The following is a 16,626-nucleotide window of genomic DNA, read 5'->3' as shown; positions in this document are numbered from 1 at the left end:
GCCGGTTTCGTCTCCGGCATTCCCGGCAGGCGGCATAGGCGGTCCCGCTCACAGGTCCTCCACCCGCGTCCTGTCCAGCTCCCGCGTCCGGCGGCGCCTCCGCCTGCGGATCCAGCGGCAGACGGCATAGACCGCCAGCAGGAGCAGGGTGAGCAGGTTGTTCCGCAGAAATACCAGAAGCACCATGGCGGCAGTGATCCCCAGTCTCTCCAAAAGCTGGGCCAGTGCGGCGTCGTAACACATCAGGAAGCTCCCCAGCGCCCACAGGAAGGACGCCGCCGGCAGAAGCAGGCCGGGCCGCCGGCTCTTCCGGCAGGACAGCCACACCTCCAGCAGGACGGCCAGAAGGCCGAATACCAGCAGAAACACCGGGTCCCCCGTATTGAATCCGCCGCCGACCAGGCCCACCGACACGCCCACGTCAAAATATTTGAAGTAATCCACTGCGTCCCTCCTCAGGCCCCGGTCTCACAGGTCGTCGATGTTCATCCTGTCTATCTGGTCCTCCATCCGCCGCTGCTTCCGCCTCCGGTACTCCCGGCAGGCGGCATAGACCGCCAGCAGGAGCAGCGCCGGGATCTGATACAGGCCAAAATATTGTATCGCGGTCCCCAGCAGGACTCCTCTCGTCATAAAACGGCCCCATGCCCCCGCGAAAAACAGGATGGTCTTTCCTGTTCCCCACAGAAACGCCGCCCCCGGCAGGAGCAGGCCGGGCCACCGCTTCTCCCGGCTGGCCAGCCAAAGCTCTGCCAGAACAGCGGCCCCAATGGGCAGGACCCACTCCCGCCGGTCAAAATCGATAAAGATCCGAATTTTTGTGGCCATGCTGTAAGAGCCCTTTTTCACGTCAGCTCTCCCCCTTTGTCCGGCGGTATTCGCTGATGAGGATCTTGGCGGTGTCAAAGTCCAGCTTGTCATCCACCGCCAGCCGCTTGACCAGGGACACATAGGGGTCCGCCTCCGCTGTCTCGGCGATCTGGATCTTTTGAATGAGCCGGTCCAGCCGCAGCCGCACCGTGGGATAGCTGACGCCGTACAGCGACGCCACCTCCTTCAGCGAACCGGAGGAGAGCACGAATTTTTTGATGAAGGCCATATCCTCGTCCTCCAGGCCCGCCATCCAGCTTGGGATCGTCTCCATATGCGCGTCCCCCCTTTCATAAAATTAAATATAAACTTTAATTTTATGAAAGTCAAGATTAATTTTTATCATCAACAAAATAAAACCCCCGGTCTCCCGGAGGTTTTATTTGGATCGTCACTTTTGGGATGCGGGCGGCTCCATCCGCCCCAGGGTCTCATCGGCGTAATAGCCCAGCGGGTCCTGGGGTTCGCCGTCCTGCCGGACCTCGAAGTGCAGGTGGGGGCCGGTGGAATTGCCCGTGCTGCCCACGGCGGCGATCACGTCTCCCTGCTCCACAGTGTCCCCCGCTTCCACGGACAGGCTCTGGCAGTGGGCGTAGAGGGTCTCCAGGCCATTGCCGTGGTCCAGCAGCACGTACTTGCCATATTCCGCGTCAAAGTCCGCTTTCTCCACGGTCCCGTCCAGGACCGCCAGAATCGCGGTCCCCCGCTCTATGCCTCCAAAATCGATGCCGGTATGGGTATAGAGGCGGTGCGGCAGCTCGGCGGAGTCCTCCACATCCCCCTGCACCCCGCTGAGGTCCGGCACCATCCGCTCTCCGCCAAAAGAGGCGGTGAGCCGCACCGAATCGCCCTCCGTGGGCCAGACCATGCTCTGGGCGGACGCCGCTTCCTCCCGCTGCCGGTCCCACTGGGCCTGTTCTTCCTCATCGGCAACACGCAGGCCGGTCAATCTGCCGTTTTCATAGACGGCATACAGCTCCACCGCGTCCTCGCCATAGGCGCCGTTCCCCGTGTGCTCCGTGATCCAGGTCTCCCCGTCCAGGATGCCCCGGACCTCCCGGCCCTGATAGGACATGGACAGGCCGTTTCCGTCGTGGTCCGGGTCGTCGAACCGGTAAGTCAGGCCGAAGGGGACATAGTCCGCCAATATCTCCTCCCATTCTGCCGCTACCTTCTCCGAGATCCCGGCATTCTCTTCCGGCAGATAGGCCGTCAGGTCGATGTCCTTTTCCGCGCCGTCCGCGGCGGCGGTCAGGGTCAGGCTGTCATAGGGGCCGTCCGCCAACTCAAAGCGGTAGGTCCTGCCCTGCTCCCAGCTTCCGGCGGCGCTCTCCTCCTCCAGATAGTGGACGCTCATGCCGCCATCCGGTGTCTCCAGCCGCCCGCCGATCCAGATAGACCAGGAGACGTCCGCCTCGGGAATGGTGAAGGAGACTGCGCCGTCCCCGCAGACGATGCTGTCCTCCAGCCGCTCCAGCGGCGTGCCCTCCGGCGGGGCGTCAGGCGCGGAGGTGGCAAAGGCCGTGGTCACGCCCGCCACCAGCAGCAGGGCGCACACCAGCGCCAGCGCCGTTGTTTTCTTTAATTTCATAATGGCTTTGATCCTTTCTTCAATGGCAGTTCGGCTGAAGTGGCTGTACAGCGGGCGGCATTCCGCCTTCCGCTCCTCCATCTTCAGCAGCGTTCTGGCATAGGCCGCCGGCTGTCCCAGCCGGCGCACCACCGCCTCGTCGCAGGCCAGCTCCAAATCCCGGTTTGCCAGCACATACAGCAGCCACACCGCCGGATTGAACCAGTGGACGCACAGGGCTGCCGCCAGCACCAGCTTGGTCACGCCGTCCAGCCGCCGGATATGGACCTGCTCATGGGTGAGGATGTGGTTCAGGGCCGTTTCATCCTCCCGGTCCATGCCCTTTGGCAGGAGGATGACCGGGTGCAGAAATCCATAGGTCAGAGGCGCGGCGATCTGGTCCGATTCCCGGACCGCGATGCGGGGGTGCCTCCGTGCCCACGCCGCCGCATACCCCGTCTCCACAGGCAGGGACATGCGGAATCTCCGCTGGCAGCGGATGTAGGAGACGGCGAACCACGCCGCCAGGGACAGCATCCCCGCAAGCCACAGCGCGGTCCAGACGGACGCGGCGGGCACGGCGGGAATGGTCTCCGGCACGGCGGGGACGGTCTCCGGCAGTCCAGCCCTCGGAATGACCTGCACCAGAGCGCCCGTCCCCCTGGGAATGGGTGCCGGTGCCTGCCGACGGGCGGCCAGCAGCGCGTACACGCTGAACCGGGAGGGCAGCTCCGCCGGTACCAGCAGCCGGGCCGCCGCCACCCACCACAAAACCACAAAGGTCCGCTTGGGCAGGCGGTCCCGGACCAGCATCCGAAGGGCTGCCGCCGCCAGGATCAGCAGTGCTCCCGCCAGGCTCCGTTCCAGCAGGCTCATGACTGCGCTCCCTGCTCCGCGTCGGCGATGATCTGCCGGAGCCGTTCCAACTGCTCTCCGGAGAGCTTCTGACTGTTCAGCAGGGACGCGAACAGCAGGTCGGGAGAGCCGTCGAACAGCTTGCCGATCAGCTCCTCGGTCTCCGCCGCCTGCACCTCTCCCTTGGAGAGCAGGGCATGGCACAAAAAGTTTGGCTCACTGCGCCGAATGGCTCCCTTTGCGATGCACTTTTTGATGACCGTATAGGTCGTGTTCATGTTCCAGCCGATCTCCTCCTTCAAAATATCGGAGATCTGCTTGGCGGTCCTGTCCCCCAGCTTCCAGAGGACGTCCATCACTTTCAATTCCGAGTAGAACAGCTTCACAGACATGGTTTGATCCTCCAAACTATTGCAATAGTTTACGGTGTTATACTATCACAGTAGTTTGTGATTGTCAATACTACTGTGATAGTTTCATGTGTTTTTTATGGATGTCCTGTTATAGGGATCGGAATTTGAATCTGGGCGCAGGGGCGCCTGCGGGCGGGGACGGGGGGGGCGCGCCATGGGTGCGGGAGGTTTTTCCGCCCACGGGGCGGGGACGGGGGAGTGTGCCGCTTTGCGGCACGGGAATGAACCCCCATTTTCTTTTCGATTGCGCCGAAAAGAAAACGGCCGTTCACGGTCAAAAGAAAAGGCGCTTTTGTGTCCACAATTGGCCCATCGGGCCAACTGTGGACGGACGGGAGTTGGTGGTTAGATGTGCCACCAAGCCCGGAAGCATCCTGCCGGGTGCGCTATACTGGGTACGAATTTAGAGCTGCGCCGCCGCAAGTTGGGGGCTTGGGCGCAAATCCGGGGTGCTCATTGAAAGGCTTTCGGCAACAAGCCCCGTGTGTTCCGCTCCGCTACACACTACCTGGGCGGTTAGATTGGCCTCTGCCGGGTGCGCTATACCGGGTACGAGGGTAGGGATACTAAGCCGCATTTGGAAGTTTGGATGTAGATTTGGGGTGGTCGATGAAAGACTTTTACCACTGGCCCCGTGTGTTCCGCTTCGCTACACACTACCTGGGCGCTTACATTAGCCTCTGGCGGGGACGCCGGACTGGGTACGAAGGTAGGATTTCGCCCCCCGCAGGTTGGCGGCTTGGGTGCAGATTCGGGGGGTCCATCGAAAGGTTTTCACCGCTGGCCCCGCTGCCACTGCATGGTCCCGTATAAGGCCCACACGCAGACGCTTCCGCAAGGAATCAAAGAGCGGCAGCGAAAGGAACCGCTGGTCCTTTCAGTCTTTGCCCGTTCCCGCAATTCCCATTCGCGTGGCTAAAAGCCAAAAGATTCAGCAAAGCCGTGCCCGCGCCCAACGCAAAATCCAGCCTCGACCACCAACGGTCTCTTTCTGGGACCCCACGTCTTGTCCACAGTTGGCCCTAGGGGCCGACTGTGGACACCAAAGCGCCTTTTCTTTTGACCGTGAACGGCCGTTTTCTTTTCGGCGCAACCGAAAAGAAAATGGGGGTTCATTCCCGTGCCGCAAAGCGGCACATCCCTCGTCCCCGCCCGCAGGCGGAAAAACCCCGTCCCGCGCCCGCGGCGCGAAATCTACCTCCCCGCCTTGTGGCCGGACGCTCCCCGTCTATTCCATCGGCAAATTCTCTTCCCAAGATTGCAATATTTCTATTGACTTTTTATCCGTATAAATATATTATTAAAGTACGGATAAAAAGTGAGGTGATGATTTGAGTCCGAGAACAGGCAGACCGCATTCTGATAATCCACGGCAAATGCGTGTTGAAACAAAGATGACCGTTCAAGAGCTGGAAAAGCTCGACTTTTGCTGTGAAAAAACCGGAATGTCCCGGTCTCGGATCATTCGGGAAGGCATTGACCGCATCTATGCCGAACTGATCGATCCCCAAAAATAGAGGAAGCGGCGCTCCCCTTCCACAGACAGCACCGCTTCCCGATCCACGCTTCCGGCAGAGCCGGACCCGCGTAAATATGTTACCATGCGCGGCGAGACTTTGCAAGGGAAGCGTCAAACAAAACAGAAAGGAATCTTTTTATGGAAAGCATCCTGGAATGGCTGTGCGACGCCCCCATCGCCTACAATGCCCGCCCCTGCGCGCCGGATTCTCCCGCCTTGGAACATGTAAAAGCCCGTGTCCAGCTGATGGACAGTCTGCGGTCCATGCTGACGCCGGAACAGACCGCCCTGCTGGACGCCTATGACGACTTGTCCGACGATGCCGAAGATGACTTCAGCTACCGCAAATTCGTCTACGGCTTTCATCTTGGCGCCGCTCTGACTTTGGAGATTCTCCAGGGCCGGGACGCACTTCTCTCCCATTGAAAAGAGGCGGACGCATCTGCGTCCGCCTCTCTTTATTTCTCTTTGATGCCGTAGATCTCAAATCTTCCAATGAGATTCTGCACCGTCAGCTTCTGCGCCAGCAGCTGCTGGTAGGTGGCGCCCCGGTTCTTTCCGGCGGCACGGAGCCTGTCCATATCGGCGGCCACCTTGTCCCGCTCTTTCAGCAGGTCTTCATACATCCGGTCATAGGCCGTCAGGCGCTCTAATTCCGTCATCTCACACATTGAACCGGAAGTAGATCATGTCGCCGTCCTGGACGACATACTCCTTGCCCTCGCTGCGGAGCAGGCCTTTTTCCTTGGCGGCGTTGACACTGCCGCACTTCATCATATCCTCGTAGGCGATGACCTCCGCCCGGATGAAGCCCCGCTCGATGTCGGTGTGGATCTTGCCCGCGGCCTTGGGGGCTTTGGTGCCCTTCTTGATGGTCCAGGCGCGGCACTCGTCCTTGCCGTAGGTCAGGAAGGAGATCAGGCCCAGCAGCGTGTAGGAGCACTTGATGAGGCGGTCCAGGCCGGACTCCTCCACGCCCAGCTCCTCCAGGAACAGCTGCTTCTCCTCGCCCTCCAGCTCGGCGATATCCTGCTCCAGCTTGGCGCAGATGGGCAGCACCTGAGCGCCCTCCCGCTCCGCCAGCTCCTTCACCTGCCGGTAATACTGGTTGCCCGCCAGGTTGGTAAAGCCGTCCTCGTCGGTGTTGGCGGCGTAGATGATGGGTTTCAGGCTCAGAAGGTCGCTGGTGGCGATGAGGGCCATATCGTCCTCACTGCAATCGTAGGTGCGGGCGGACTTGCCGGCGTTCAGATGCTCCGCCAGGCCCTTGAACACCTCCACCTCGTGGAGGAACTTCTTGTCGCCCTTGGCGGCCTTGGCGGCCTTTTCGATGCGGCGGTTCACCATTTCCAGGTCCGCCATAATCAGCTCCAGGTCAATGGTCTCAATATCCCCCAGGGGGTCCACCGGCACATTGGTGCCCGCGTCGGCCACCACATGCATGATGTTCTCATCGTCAAAGCAGCGGACCACATGGACGATGGCGTCGGTCTCCCGGATGTTGGCCAGGAACTTGTTGCCCAGGCCCGCGCCCTGGCTGGCGCCCTTCACCAGACCCGCGATATCCACGAACTCGATGACCGCCGGAGTCTTTTTGTCCGGCTCATACATCTCCGCCAGCCTGTCCAGCCGCTCGTCGGGAACGGCCACCATGCCCACGTTGGGGTCAATGGTGCAGAAGGGGTAGTTGGCGCTCTCCGCGCCGGCGTTGGTGATGGCGTTGAATAGGGTTGATTTTCCAACATTTGGAAGTCCGACGATGCCCAGTTTCATAAAAGCAAATCTCCTTTGCTGATTTTTTCGACATAGTATTGTACCATCCCCGGCGGAAAAGTGCAAGCTGTCGTCCCGCAAATGCCGAAACAAAATTTCTCCCGTGGTAGGTTCCCATGAAAATCGGGTATTGTGGCTTCTTGATGACAGCCGGCCCAGCTGCTGATGAAGCTGCCTGCCATACTGCACGGAGGGGGTCAACATATTCAGGAATCTAACCGTATAACGGTTTACCCGTTCATGCCCTGTAAGGGCATGAACGGGTAAACCGTTAATAAGGGAGGGACGCAGATATTCCACATCCCTCCCTTATCCTACATAAAATTGATCACTGCGCAAACTGGATCACATCAACAGTAATATTCAAATACCGCGAAATATAATCAGCATTTCCGATACTTACGCAAATACCACTCTTCATGGAATCCCAATCATTTATTTTGATTGTTCGGGTCACACTCTGTCCTGCAGGTGCTCCTGTCGGATTCGTCACTATGGCAGACGCCATACTTTGCCCCAGGCCGAATTGTAAGGGATACTTGCCATTGTTGGTTACAGTGACACTTACAAAGTCTCCATCTTCTTCGTGCAAATCCAGTGTTTTCTCAAAAGCATCTTTCGCCAGGTATTCCGTTGTCAATATTTCTTTCCCTTTGGTTGGACTTATCGGTTTTACCTCTTCGAACTGGCCACCATTATAAATTGTTCCTGCGCTGTCCAGTTCCATGGTATACAATGCTGCATCGCCCTCTACTTCCACATCGATGTTGTTGCGGAATCCTTGCCAGGTTACCTCCATGCCCATTGATTCCAATAAAAATCGTATCGGAATGTAATTTGTAATAGCCCCCTGCGAATCTGTATATTGGATAATGGATGGGATATCCGCCCCAGAAGCCGTTTTCAAATTCGTTCCCTCTTGTATAATTCGGTTGCCATTAATAGATAAACTTGCTGTATTAAAGCACACGTTTCCAGATGGCTCCATTGCAGCACCGCACAAAACCATCAGCAAGGACATAACGACCATCCCACAAAGGAACGGCTTCATTTTATTTTTTCCCATATAATTTTTCCCATATAATTGTAATCGGTCTTATGCCCAATATTGATCGACCGTATAACTGTACGTCACAGAATCCGCCCTTACCGCAGTAAGCACCGCAGACATTTTTCCCGTCAAGCCCCCGCTCGTAGTCGATTTTGCCACCATAACAAGTCGCTCACCGGGTGCTAACTTTTTTGTTTCGCTCACCGCATCAACCGATGCATCGTACGTAAGTGTTGCAGTCAAACTGGTGTCGTTCTCATCGATATTGTACGCAGCACTCCTACAGTAATTTCCTTCTGCAGCCGTACATTGGTAATTGTGAGAAGCCGTAGGACGCGCAACCCCTTTTTCAATATCATACCCACCATAAGTACTAGCAATCGGCAGCACTCCTACAATCACAGTCGTACCATCGCTCAACTCATATGTGTTATAGTTTCCGTACTCCATAATTGCCGCTTCAAGCATATCCTCCGACGTCTCGGGTTCCACGGCCGCAGCAGGAAGCGCCACAATAGAGAGTGCCAGGGACAGTGCTAGCAACATAGATGCAAATTGTCTAAACCTCTTCATAGTGTTTTTCCTTTCTTTTTCACCGTTTATTTTTATCCCTTATTAATCTTGTGCTGCTATTACTTCCGAACTTAAAGGTCGGAAGTAATAGGTGTCATGTTTTGCGGTTGCCGCCGCAGAGCGGCGGCAACCGCAAAACGACTGAAATCAAATTGTATTATTTCCGAATTTTAAATTCGGAAATAATACTGCCTTTCCATCTAAAATGATGCATATTTATGCAGCGCTTAACAAAATGGGCAGATATCCTCAATGGATAGTTGTTTCAGCGGAAAGACTGCCGATGGTTATTCTTCATTTTTTCCTTTAATGAAACTACTCAATGCCTCGTTATCAATCCACCACATTTTTTCGCCATATTTAATTTCCAACGTGCCAGATGGAGCAATAGCTTCATTGATGTAGTATGTGTCATCTGCGGTTGTAATCTGAACACCATAAGCAGGTGTCCCGCCAGTCAACTCTTCGTTTTCGGTAAAGTCGCTTTGTTTCAGGTCGTTAAGCAGAGTGATTAGTTTAGCAATTTCATCTGGCGAAAGCGCTACTTGTTCTTCATTGTCGTACCATATGGCAACTGAACTTATATCATCCGCTTTCAATGCTTGTACCCATACCCAAGGATCACCCTTCTGATTGCCACTGCCACACCCTGCCATTGCCAACACAAATGTCAGCAACAGAAGCATTGTTATCAGTTGTTTTATATCAAACCACTTCCTATGTTTATACACAAAATTAACTGATTATTCACTGATTTAGCCAACAACACTTACACGGATAAGGGACTTATTTTTTATTAACTTGACAAAAATCATACCAATTGTCATTAAGATCACAAATCTAAAAATATAGATTAGTGTTCCTATAAAACCAATTTTAGATACCATAATTCAGCTCAATATCTCACGATCCCAGTCACCTTGACCGAGTTGCTCGAATTGTTCCTGATCGCCAGCGTATAACTTCCGTTTTCCGGAACCTCAATCGTCTTGTCAATGCTGCCTGTTGTCACATTGATATAGTGGTATACTCCGTCCGAATCGAGCAATCCGAAGTCCAGGCTGGCGTCTTCCGGCGAGTAGATTGCGCGAATTCGTACACTTTCCCCTGCCGCCATGGAAAAAGCCGTATCCATTACTTTCCTGCTATTCGCCTTTATGGTCCAGTCGAGGGGGCCTGTTGCCCGTGCAATGGCCGTTTCCGACTGTTCATATTCCCCTGAAATCGCATCTGAGCCTTCAACTGCTCCGGCGCTGGTACACAAGCATCCGATCATCGCCATCCCGGTCAATACCATACACGAAAACCTGCGCATTTCCTTCACCTCCCTTCATCAAATCTTCCAAGTGTTCCATATTCTATATCATCCTCAGCAGTATCCCAGACTTCGTCTTTCATCATGCTGAAATCCAGATCTTCTGAATCTTCTTGATTTGTTCCCCTATGCGTCAGTACAGCTACGGTGAGCAAAACCAGCAAGAATGCAATCACAAGAATAACGATTTTGTGTCTTCCAGCCTGTTCTGTTTCCTGCTCCCTGTTCTCTTCCTCCAACCGTTCCACAACAGAAATCTTCTCCGGCGCATGCTCCACCTCTGCCGTGTCATCCAGAAGCATTTCCAGTGGGACATTAAATAACTTGCCCAGGCTCTGCAAATTTCCTGTCGACGGCCTCGATGTTCCCGCTTCCCATCCAGTTATAGCCTGCCTGGACACAAATAGTTTTTCGGCCAGTTCTATCTGTGTCAGCCCTTGTTTCTTTCTTAATTCTTTTAGTTTCTGAGACAGTTCCATTCTTTCACCTCCAAATTTAAGAAATATCCAGTCAAATGTAAACCGCACGCGGTTTACATTTAGGCAAGTATTACTTGCCTTCCGCATTTTTCGGCTATTTTTTTATGGTTTCATACTTTCTGAGCGCATTTGCGTGTCCTTTTCAAAAAGGAATTACCAGCAAAATCATCGTCACCCCTTGATGACAGCCGGCCCAGCTGCTGATGAAGCTGCCTGCCATACTGCACGGAGGGGGGCAACATATTCAGGAATCTAACCGTATAACAGTTTACCCGTTCAAGCTCTGTAATGGCATGAACGGGTAAACCGTTATACAGTGAGTGGAACAGGTGCCTCCTCTGCAACACCCGTCCCACTCACTTTTTTCATACACCTCTCGATTTACATCGTTTCTTAAAATACGAGACCATACAGGAAATTACAGAAAAAACCAGCAAATCCTCCGCCAATAATGGAGGCCATATATCCGCATTGCTTAACACTAGCCCCCCCAAAGTATTTATAAAAACGAATAGCAAGCAACCAACAAAACCAGGAAGCACCAACAAAATATAACGCTTCCCATTGATGTGAATGAACAGGCCAATCATAATTCCGAGTAAAATTGTAATAACTTCCACAGCTAGAATTATGCGTACAACTAAATTCTGCAACCCATAGTGTATGACTTCTTCACCACTGTAAAGGAAAAGTTGTATCATATCGTCAGTATACGCATTTATCGCACATCCACAATATAGCCCACATCATACATAAATTTATAAAGGACTGTCGCAGTAGCTCTTTGGGAGTTTCGTACACAAGCTCCTGCAGCTCTATTACGGTCACTTCTGTTGCTGGAAGAAGCATCATCATACCAATCTCTCGCAATTTCCGCACGGTCATCAATAATCGTTCCAAGAGAATAATCTGCATCAGTATAAACAGATTGATTAAATCCCGTGACCGCATAAGACTCCTTATCTTCCTCAACTTCGCTCTCAAAAGATGAATGGTTATTTCCTATGTGTATGGCTGTTACATTCATTGCATGATGCGGAACATTCACGTCCTGAAGATAATGAAGTGCTCGTCCAAGTTCTTCCATAGCGCTGGCCTTAGAACCAGCATAATATAGGTCTACCGCATCATTATAATGCTCAATACATTTTGTGTATGCTGTAACGCTGCTTCCATCCCAGCTCTTTCCATCTGGTCCATAGAAATGCCATAGAAACAAAATTCCTTGTGTTTCATCTTTATCAGGTAAAACTGATCCCCTAATAAGATTCGTCCGTTGCCCACTATAAAATGAATACGCAGCATTTTTTTCATCACGGAGGAGATCATATGCAACCTGAGTGATATAACCATGTGTCCCGGGATTTGCAACGTCCTTGTCTCCGCTTGACCACTGCGGAGATATTTCTACATCCCAGTATCCCGGAAAGACCTCCTCAACAATTTCTTTGTAATCCGGTTCAATCGGTTCAATTACTACTCCATCTAGTGCAAATGCAGTGTTACTCAGGGTCATTGCCAGAGCTAGAACCAACGCCGCCAGAATCTTTCTTGTCTTTCTCATGTAATTCTCCTTTCTTTCCCGATGAGTGACTACTTGTTAATAATTTACAAATCCAGACACACTCACTTCGTAGTTGGAGTTGTTTTTTACCGCAAATGTATAGGTCCCTCTGAGATTGATCCTGATCGTCCTGTTAATGCTCCCATTACTTCCTGGTACGGAGTAAAATACCCCGTCTGAGTCAATCAGCCCGAAGTCCATACTCGCAGAGGCAGGAGCGTAGGATGCCGTGATGGTAATGGTTTCTCCATAATCCATCGGAAAGCTGCTACTTGCTTCCGCCAGGGTCTTTGCAGGAATCTCAAAATCAAATTTACCTGTTGCTTTTGGTCCTGTAATTTCTGTTACCCGTTCTCCAATATCAGCTGCAGCCGCAGGAACAGAAAAACAACTGACTATTGCAAGACAGGCGAACATTAAACAAAGATATTTTTTCATTCTCACTGGTTTCACCTCCCTTCCTTTTAATCCCAATTCAAATCAAATTTCGGAACTTCACCCAAAGTAGTATCTTCTCTTTGGAGCGTATGTAAATCATCCATATCATTCTTCTGGTTATTTCTATGCCAGGAAAGAAAACATACCAGCAGCACAAAAACTACCGCGCCGATCAAAAGCCACCTGATCCTCTGCCTTCCTTTTTTCTGTACCTCCCCCCTTTCCACATCCGGGGCCATTGGAGTCGGCGGTTCGTCTTCACCTTCGTTAAATAGATAGTCCAGTGGTACATTAAAGAACTTGCCCAGGCTCTGCAAATTTCCTGTCGACGGCCTCGATGTTCCCGCTTCCCATCCGGTTACAGCCTGCCTGGACACAAATAGTTTTTCGGCCAGTTCTATCTGCGTCAGTCCTTGTTTCTTTCTCAATTCTTTTAGTTTCTGAGACAGCTCCATTCTTTCACCTCCAAATTTAAGAAATATCCGGTCAAATGTAAACCGCACACAGTTTACATTTAGGCAAGTATTACTTGCCTTCCGCATTTTTGGGCTGCGCTTTTATCGCTCAGCTCTCTGCTGCGTTTGGTTTTTGTACGCTTTTCGCCAACGCCCTTCCGGCCTCCCCCCGTCTCTGCTCTGCACGATTTCATTTGGCCCGTGTTTTGCTCATCCCTCTTAAGTTTGCCAAATTCTAAAATCCTTGGTAATGAAATGATACCATCACCGCTTCCTGTTTTCTACAATTTTAACAAAATATGGCGAGTAAATATCTGATTTATTCGTCATATTTTCCAATTTTTGTCTTCCCATATGCGGACAACTCCGCTATATGGTCGCCCGGTTCCCCTGGATGTCAGAAAAGCGCACCGTGCATGGCACGGTGCGCTTTTTATGCATATATGAGCCTCCCGCTCCCGTCGCAATGGCGGTCTTTTGCCTTGCCGCAGCGATTGCCGCGAAGCCGCCGTCGGGCACGGAGAGGAACATCAACGGTAGCGGCTGCCGAAGAAATAGTCGAACAGGTCGTAGGGATTGCCGTAATAGCTGTTCCCATTCTGGCTGTTGTCCTGGGTCTGCTGTTGGCTCTCCTCCGCCTGCCGGTCAACAGGCACGGAGCCCCAGGTGATCTCCACCTGGATGGTCTCCCCGCCCCGGTAGACAGTCAGCGTGGCCGTATCTCCGGCGGAGTACTTCTTCTTGGCAGCGTTCAGGTCCTCCACGGTCCTGATGTCGGTGTCGTCCACCTTGGTGATGACGTCGCCCATCTGCAGTCCCGCCTTCTCGGCGGCGCTGCCGTCCTCCGTGGAGCAGACGAACACGCCGGTGGTCACGTCATAGCGGTACTGGGCCGCCATCTGCTCCGTCATGGACATGGGGGTGATACCCAGGAAGGGCTTGTTGCTCACGTAGCCGTTGGTCATGATGTCCTGGATCATGGCGATCACATCGTTGATGGGGATGGCAAAGCCCAGTCCCTCCACGGCCTCATTGGAATAGCTGGAATACTTGGCGGAGACGATGCCCACCACCTCGCCGCAGCTGTTCAGCAGGGGGCCGCCGGAGTTGCCGGGGTTGATGGAGGTGTCGGTCTGGATCATGTTGAAGGGGGTGCCGTCCACATTGATGGCCCGGTTCACACTGGAGACCATGCCGCCGCTCATGGAGAAGGTCAGCTCGCCCAGGGGGTTGCCGATGGCCAGCACGTGGTCGCCCACATTCAGTGTCGTACTGTCCCCCAGGGTGACGGCCGGGAGGTCCGCGGCCTCCACCTTGATGACGGCGATATCATAGTCCTCGTCGCCGCCGATATATTTGGCCTCATAGGCATCGCCGTTGTACATGGTAACCTTCACGGTGTCGGCGTCCTTCACCACATGGTAGTTGGTGACGATGTAGCCGTCCTTGGTCAGGACAAATCCGCTGCCGGCAGAGGCCGTCTGCACCGACTGGCCGAAGAAGTTGGTGCCGCTGGTGCCGGTGACGTTGATGGATACCACGCTGTTGACGTTGGCGGCGTAGACCTCCGCGTCAGTCATGGGCGTCTTGCCGTCCACGGTGTTGATGCTCACCTGGGTGGCGGGGCGGTTGGACACGTTGACGCTGGTGGAATTTCCGCTGCCGCGGCTGACGGCCCACACCGTTCCGCCGCCCACAGCGCCGCCCACCAGGGCGCAGCACAGGGCCAGCGCGGTGATCTTCAGACCGATCCGGTTCTTTTTCACGGGCTTCATCTCCTGCACGGGCGGACGCCGGTCCTGCCCGGACTGATAGCTGTGGAGCTGTTCGTCCACAGTGGGACGGGCGCCGGAGGCGGCCTGCTGGGCGTCATAGCGCGCCCCGGGCTCGCTGCCGTCCTTGCGGTAGGTGTAGTGGTACAGGTTCTGCTCATCGTTATACATAATCGTTTCCTCCTATTATGTATCCCGTTTTCTCATCTGTTAGAACAAATGATACCGGGGGATTGTGTCGAAAGTGTGAAGAATGTTTGCATCTTTTTTGAATTCTGTGGTCCTTCCCGAGCCTTTGCCCGTAGTATAGCCCCGGTATCTTAAAAATGCCTGAAAGGGTTTTGAAGAAATTTTGAACAATGCCCCGCCGGACGCAAAAGGTCCGGCGGGGCATGGCTTCTCAATTTTCAGGCCAGTCCGCTTCAAATCCGGCCTGTCTGCTCATTACTGATAAAGAAGTAAACTGTGTGTAAAAAAATATGTGCGCCAAAAAACCGCAGATTGCGGCTTTTCGTGCGCGGTCCTAAAAGCGACACGGTGTCCGTTTTAGAACCGTGCCATCGGCGGCAACGTGAGCGAACCAAGTTCGGTCACGTCGAGGCTCTTTCCGAGGATAAACTAAAACGGAAACGGTTTCCTTTTTAGGCTCTGGCACCAGCCCGCCCGGCGGCTGCGTTCGCCGGAGGGGTCTGGCGTCAATCGGGCAGGTCCACCTTGCCCACGAAGCTGTAATAGATCTCAATATCCTGGCGGCGGATACCCTTCTCGTCCTTGTAGGGCTCATGCACCACGATCTTCTCGATGAACTCCCGTAACAGGGTGGGGGTCAGCTCCTCGAAGCTGGTGTACTTGCGGACCACGTTCATAAACCGCTCCACATTCACCGTAGCATCCCGCGCCTTGGCTAACTCCGCCTCCAACTGACCGGCGCGCTCTTTCAGCCCGGCCTGCTCCCGTTCGTACTCTGCCGACAGCTCCATGAAGCGTTCATCGCTGATGCGTCCGGCCACGCTGTCCTCATACAGCCGCTTGAAGATGGCGGACAGCTCCGTGATCCGCTTTCTGGCGGCGTCCAGCTCCCGGCGCTTGGCGGCGTTCTTTCGCTTGCCGCCGTCCTCGTTCTGCGCGACCAGCAGCTTCATAAACCGGGCCTCATGTCTGGCGGCGTAGTCGGTGACCTTCCGCAGATTGGCGGTCACGCCGGCGGTCAGCAGGTCTGTGCGGATGAAGTGAGCCGTACAGTCGGCGGTGCGCTTCTTGTAGCTGCCGCAGATATAGCAGTCCTGTTTCCGCTTGTCCGTCTGGTATCTCTGCTGATACATGACGCTGCCGCAGTCGGCGCAGAACAGCAGGCCGGAGAACAGGCCCACCTCGTCATAGCGGTTGGGGCGCTTACGCTGTTTCCGAAGTTCCTGGACGCGCTCCCAAGTCACCTCGTCGATGATCGGCTCATGGGTGTTCTCGAAGATCACCAGCTTGTCCTCCGGGTTGATAACGCTGGCCTTGACCTTGTAGGACACCTTTTCGGTCTTGAAGTTCACCGTATGTCCCAAGTATTCGCGGCGCTCCAGGATGTGCCCCACCGTATTGGCGGACCACCGGCAGGCGTAGTCAGGGTAGTAGCGCCGGGTGCTGCCCGTCCTCCGGTATTCCATCGTGCCCGGCGTGGGGATGTTCTGCTCGGTCAGCATCCGGGCTATCTTGGTGGGACCGTTCCCAGCCAGGCACAGACTGTATATCTGCTTGACCACCGGAGCGGTTTCCGGGTCCACGATGAAGCCTCCATCCTCGCCCTTCAGATAGCCGTAGACCGGCTGACTTGTGATGGGCTTGCCGCTCATGCCCTTGGATTTGAAGACCGCCTTGATCTTCTTGCTCGTGTCTCTCACCATCCATTCGTTGAATAAATTACGCAGCGGAGTCAGATCGTTGTCGCCCTGTGCGCTGTCCACTCCGTCGTTGACGGCGATGTACCGAAC

General features: G+C 54.2%; 19 protein-coding genes. 2 read left to right on the top strand and 17 right to left on the bottom strand.

Going from position 1 to position 16,626, the window contains the following annotated elements:
* Positions 1-48: 48 nt before the first annotated feature.
* The 5 genes from Q0Z71_RS07910 to Q0Z71_RS07890 form a co-directional block, all read right to left on the bottom strand.
* Positions 49-444 carry a hypothetical protein gene (locus Q0Z71_RS07910; RefSeq protein WP_298020558.1) on the bottom strand — a complete coding sequence of 132 codons (396 nt, stop codon included), beginning with the start codon at positions 442-444 and terminating at the stop codon, positions 49-51.
* A 24-nt stretch (positions 445-468) separates the two neighbouring features.
* A complete protein-coding gene (locus tag Q0Z71_RS07905; RefSeq protein ID WP_298020554.1) occupies positions 469-849 on the bottom strand; it encodes a hypothetical protein in 381 nt (126 codons plus the stop codon).
* A 1-nt stretch (position 850) separates the two neighbouring features.
* The gene (locus Q0Z71_RS07900; protein ID WP_298020551.1) at positions 851-1,144 is read right to left on the bottom strand and encodes a DUF2089 family protein; all 294 of its coding nucleotides are present in this window, start codon (positions 1,142-1,144) and stop codon (positions 851-853) included.
* A 117-nt stretch (positions 1,145-1,261) separates the two neighbouring features.
* Positions 1,262-3,316, bottom strand: coding sequence for a M23/M56 family metallopeptidase (locus Q0Z71_RS07895; protein WP_298020548.1), 2,055 nt, complete (start codon positions 3,314-3,316; stop codon positions 1,262-1,264).
* Positions 3,313-3,687 carry a BlaI/MecI/CopY family transcriptional regulator gene (locus Q0Z71_RS07890; RefSeq protein WP_298020545.1) on the bottom strand — a complete coding sequence of 125 codons (375 nt, stop codon included), beginning with the start codon at positions 3,685-3,687 and terminating at the stop codon, positions 3,313-3,315. The genes Q0Z71_RS07895 and Q0Z71_RS07890 overlap by 4 nt, the downstream gene beginning before the upstream one ends.
* A 1,056-nt stretch (positions 3,688-4,743) precedes the next feature.
* Here Q0Z71_RS07890 and Q0Z71_RS07885 point away from each other — a divergent pair.
* Both Q0Z71_RS07885 and Q0Z71_RS07880 read left to right on the top strand, forming a co-directional pair.
* The gene (locus tag Q0Z71_RS07885; protein WP_298020542.1) at positions 4,744-5,043 is read left to right on the top strand and encodes a hypothetical protein; all 300 of its coding nucleotides are present in this window, start codon (positions 4,744-4,746) and stop codon (positions 5,041-5,043) included.
* Between the two features lie 322 nt (positions 5,044-5,365).
* Entirely contained in the window at positions 5,366-5,653 is a 288-nt protein-coding gene (locus tag Q0Z71_RS07880; protein WP_298020539.1) for a DUF6809 family protein, read from the top strand.
* Between the two features lie 32 nt (positions 5,654-5,685).
* On the opposite strand, the gene Q0Z71_RS07875 is transcribed toward Q0Z71_RS07880, so the two are convergent.
* The 12 genes from Q0Z71_RS07875 to Q0Z71_RS07820 all read right to left on the bottom strand — a co-directional run.
* Complete coding sequence (locus Q0Z71_RS07875; protein WP_298020536.1) at positions 5,686-5,889, bottom strand: hypothetical protein; 204 nt, start codon at positions 5,887-5,889, stop codon at positions 5,686-5,688.
* 1 nt (position 5,890) lies between these two features.
* On the bottom strand, positions 5,891-7,000 hold the full coding sequence (ychF, locus tag Q0Z71_RS07870; RefSeq protein ID WP_298020533.1) for a redox-regulated ATPase YchF: 1,110 nt from the start codon (positions 6,998-7,000) through the stop codon (positions 5,891-5,893).
* Between the two features lie 328 nt (positions 7,001-7,328).
* Positions 7,329-8,066, bottom strand: coding sequence for a hypothetical protein (locus tag Q0Z71_RS07865; RefSeq protein ID WP_298020530.1), 738 nt, complete (start codon positions 8,064-8,066; stop codon positions 7,329-7,331).
* 30 nt (positions 8,067-8,096) lie between these two features.
* Entirely contained in the window at positions 8,097-8,624 is a 528-nt protein-coding gene (locus Q0Z71_RS07860) for a hypothetical protein (RefSeq protein WP_298020528.1), read from the bottom strand.
* A 287-nt stretch (positions 8,625-8,911) separates the two neighbouring features.
* The gene (locus Q0Z71_RS07855) at positions 8,912-9,355 is read right to left on the bottom strand and encodes a hypothetical protein (protein WP_298020525.1); all 444 of its coding nucleotides are present in this window, start codon (positions 9,353-9,355) and stop codon (positions 8,912-8,914) included.
* A 164-nt stretch (positions 9,356-9,519) separates the two neighbouring features.
* Positions 9,520-9,939, bottom strand: coding sequence for a hypothetical protein (locus tag Q0Z71_RS07850; protein WP_298020522.1), 420 nt, complete (start codon positions 9,937-9,939; stop codon positions 9,520-9,522).
* A 5-nt stretch (positions 9,940-9,944) separates the two neighbouring features.
* A complete protein-coding gene (locus Q0Z71_RS07845; protein ID WP_298020520.1) occupies positions 9,945-10,418 on the bottom strand; it encodes a helix-turn-helix domain-containing protein in 474 nt (157 codons plus the stop codon).
* 718 nt (positions 10,419-11,136) lie between these two features.
* Positions 11,137-11,982, bottom strand: coding sequence for a zinc dependent phospholipase C family protein (locus tag Q0Z71_RS07840; RefSeq protein ID WP_298020517.1), 846 nt, complete (start codon positions 11,980-11,982; stop codon positions 11,137-11,139).
* A 36-nt stretch (positions 11,983-12,018) separates the two neighbouring features.
* Positions 12,019-12,426: a hypothetical protein gene (locus Q0Z71_RS07835; protein ID WP_298020514.1), complete on the bottom strand. Its 408-nt coding sequence runs from the start codon at positions 12,424-12,426 to the stop codon at positions 12,019-12,021.
* Positions 12,427-12,446: 20 nt separating this feature from the next.
* Positions 12,447-12,875, bottom strand: coding sequence for a helix-turn-helix domain-containing protein (locus Q0Z71_RS07830; RefSeq protein ID WP_298020511.1), 429 nt, complete (start codon positions 12,873-12,875; stop codon positions 12,447-12,449).
* A gap of 530 nt (positions 12,876-13,405) precedes the next feature.
* Positions 13,406-14,818 (bottom strand): S1C family serine protease, encoded by a 1,413-nt coding sequence (locus tag Q0Z71_RS07825; RefSeq protein WP_298020508.1) that lies wholly within the window; start codon positions 14,816-14,818, stop codon positions 13,406-13,408.
* 524 nt (positions 14,819-15,342) lie between these two features.
* Positions 15,343-16,626 (bottom strand): recombinase family protein (locus tag Q0Z71_RS07820; RefSeq protein ID WP_298020505.1); only part of this gene is annotated, 1,284 nt, incomplete at its 5' end.

It is taken from the genome of uncultured Dysosmobacter sp. (assembly GCF_947631635.1).
Lineage (GTDB): Bacteria > Bacillota > Clostridia > Oscillospirales > Oscillospiraceae > Oscillibacter.
This window is presented reverse-complemented; position numbering and strand designations above follow the sequence as displayed.

Excerpts from the sequence above, each read along its gene's own strand:
- Q0Z71_RS07895 (WP_298020548.1), bottom strand. The coding sequence starts at position 3,316 with ATGAGCCTGCTGGAACGGAGCCTGGCGGGAGCACTGCTGATCCTGGCG.
- Q0Z71_RS07875 (WP_298020536.1), bottom strand. The coding sequence starts at position 5,889 with ATGACGGAATTAGAGCGCCTGACGGCCTATGACCGGATGTATGAAGAC.
- Q0Z71_RS07880 (WP_298020539.1), top strand. The coding sequence starts at position 5,366 with ATGGAAAGCATCCTGGAATGGCTGTGCGACGCCCCCATCGCCTACAAT.
- Q0Z71_RS07890 (WP_298020545.1), bottom strand. The coding sequence starts at position 3,687 with ATGTCTGTGAAGCTGTTCTACTCGGAATTGAAAGTGATGGACGTCCTC.
- Q0Z71_RS07825 (WP_298020508.1), bottom strand. The coding sequence starts at position 14,818 with ATGTATAACGATGAGCAGAACCTGTACCACTACACCTACCGCAAGGAC.
- Q0Z71_RS07830 (WP_298020511.1), bottom strand. The coding sequence starts at position 12,875 with ATGGAGCTGTCTCAGAAACTAAAAGAATTGAGAAAGAAACAAGGACTG.
- Q0Z71_RS07850 (WP_298020522.1), bottom strand. The coding sequence starts at position 9,939 with ATGCGCAGGTTTTCGTGTATGGTATTGACCGGGATGGCGATGATCGGA.
- Q0Z71_RS07865 (WP_298020530.1), bottom strand. The coding sequence starts at position 8,066 with ATGGGAAAAAATAAAATGAAGCCGTTCCTTTGTGGGATGGTCGTTATG.
- Q0Z71_RS07840 (WP_298020517.1), bottom strand. The coding sequence starts at position 11,982 with ATGAGAAAGACAAGAAAGATTCTGGCGGCGTTGGTTCTAGCTCTGGCA.
- Q0Z71_RS07845 (WP_298020520.1), bottom strand. The coding sequence starts at position 10,418 with ATGGAACTGTCTCAGAAACTAAAAGAATTAAGAAAGAAACAAGGGCTG.
- Q0Z71_RS07860 (WP_298020528.1), bottom strand. The coding sequence starts at position 8,624 with ATGAAGAGGTTTAGACAATTTGCATCTATGTTGCTAGCACTGTCCCTG.
- ychF (WP_298020533.1), bottom strand. The coding sequence starts at position 7,000 with ATGAAACTGGGCATCGTCGGACTTCCAAATGTTGGAAAATCAACCCTA.
- Q0Z71_RS07900 (WP_298020551.1), bottom strand. The coding sequence starts at position 1,144 with ATGGAGACGATCCCAAGCTGGATGGCGGGCCTGGAGGACGAGGATATG.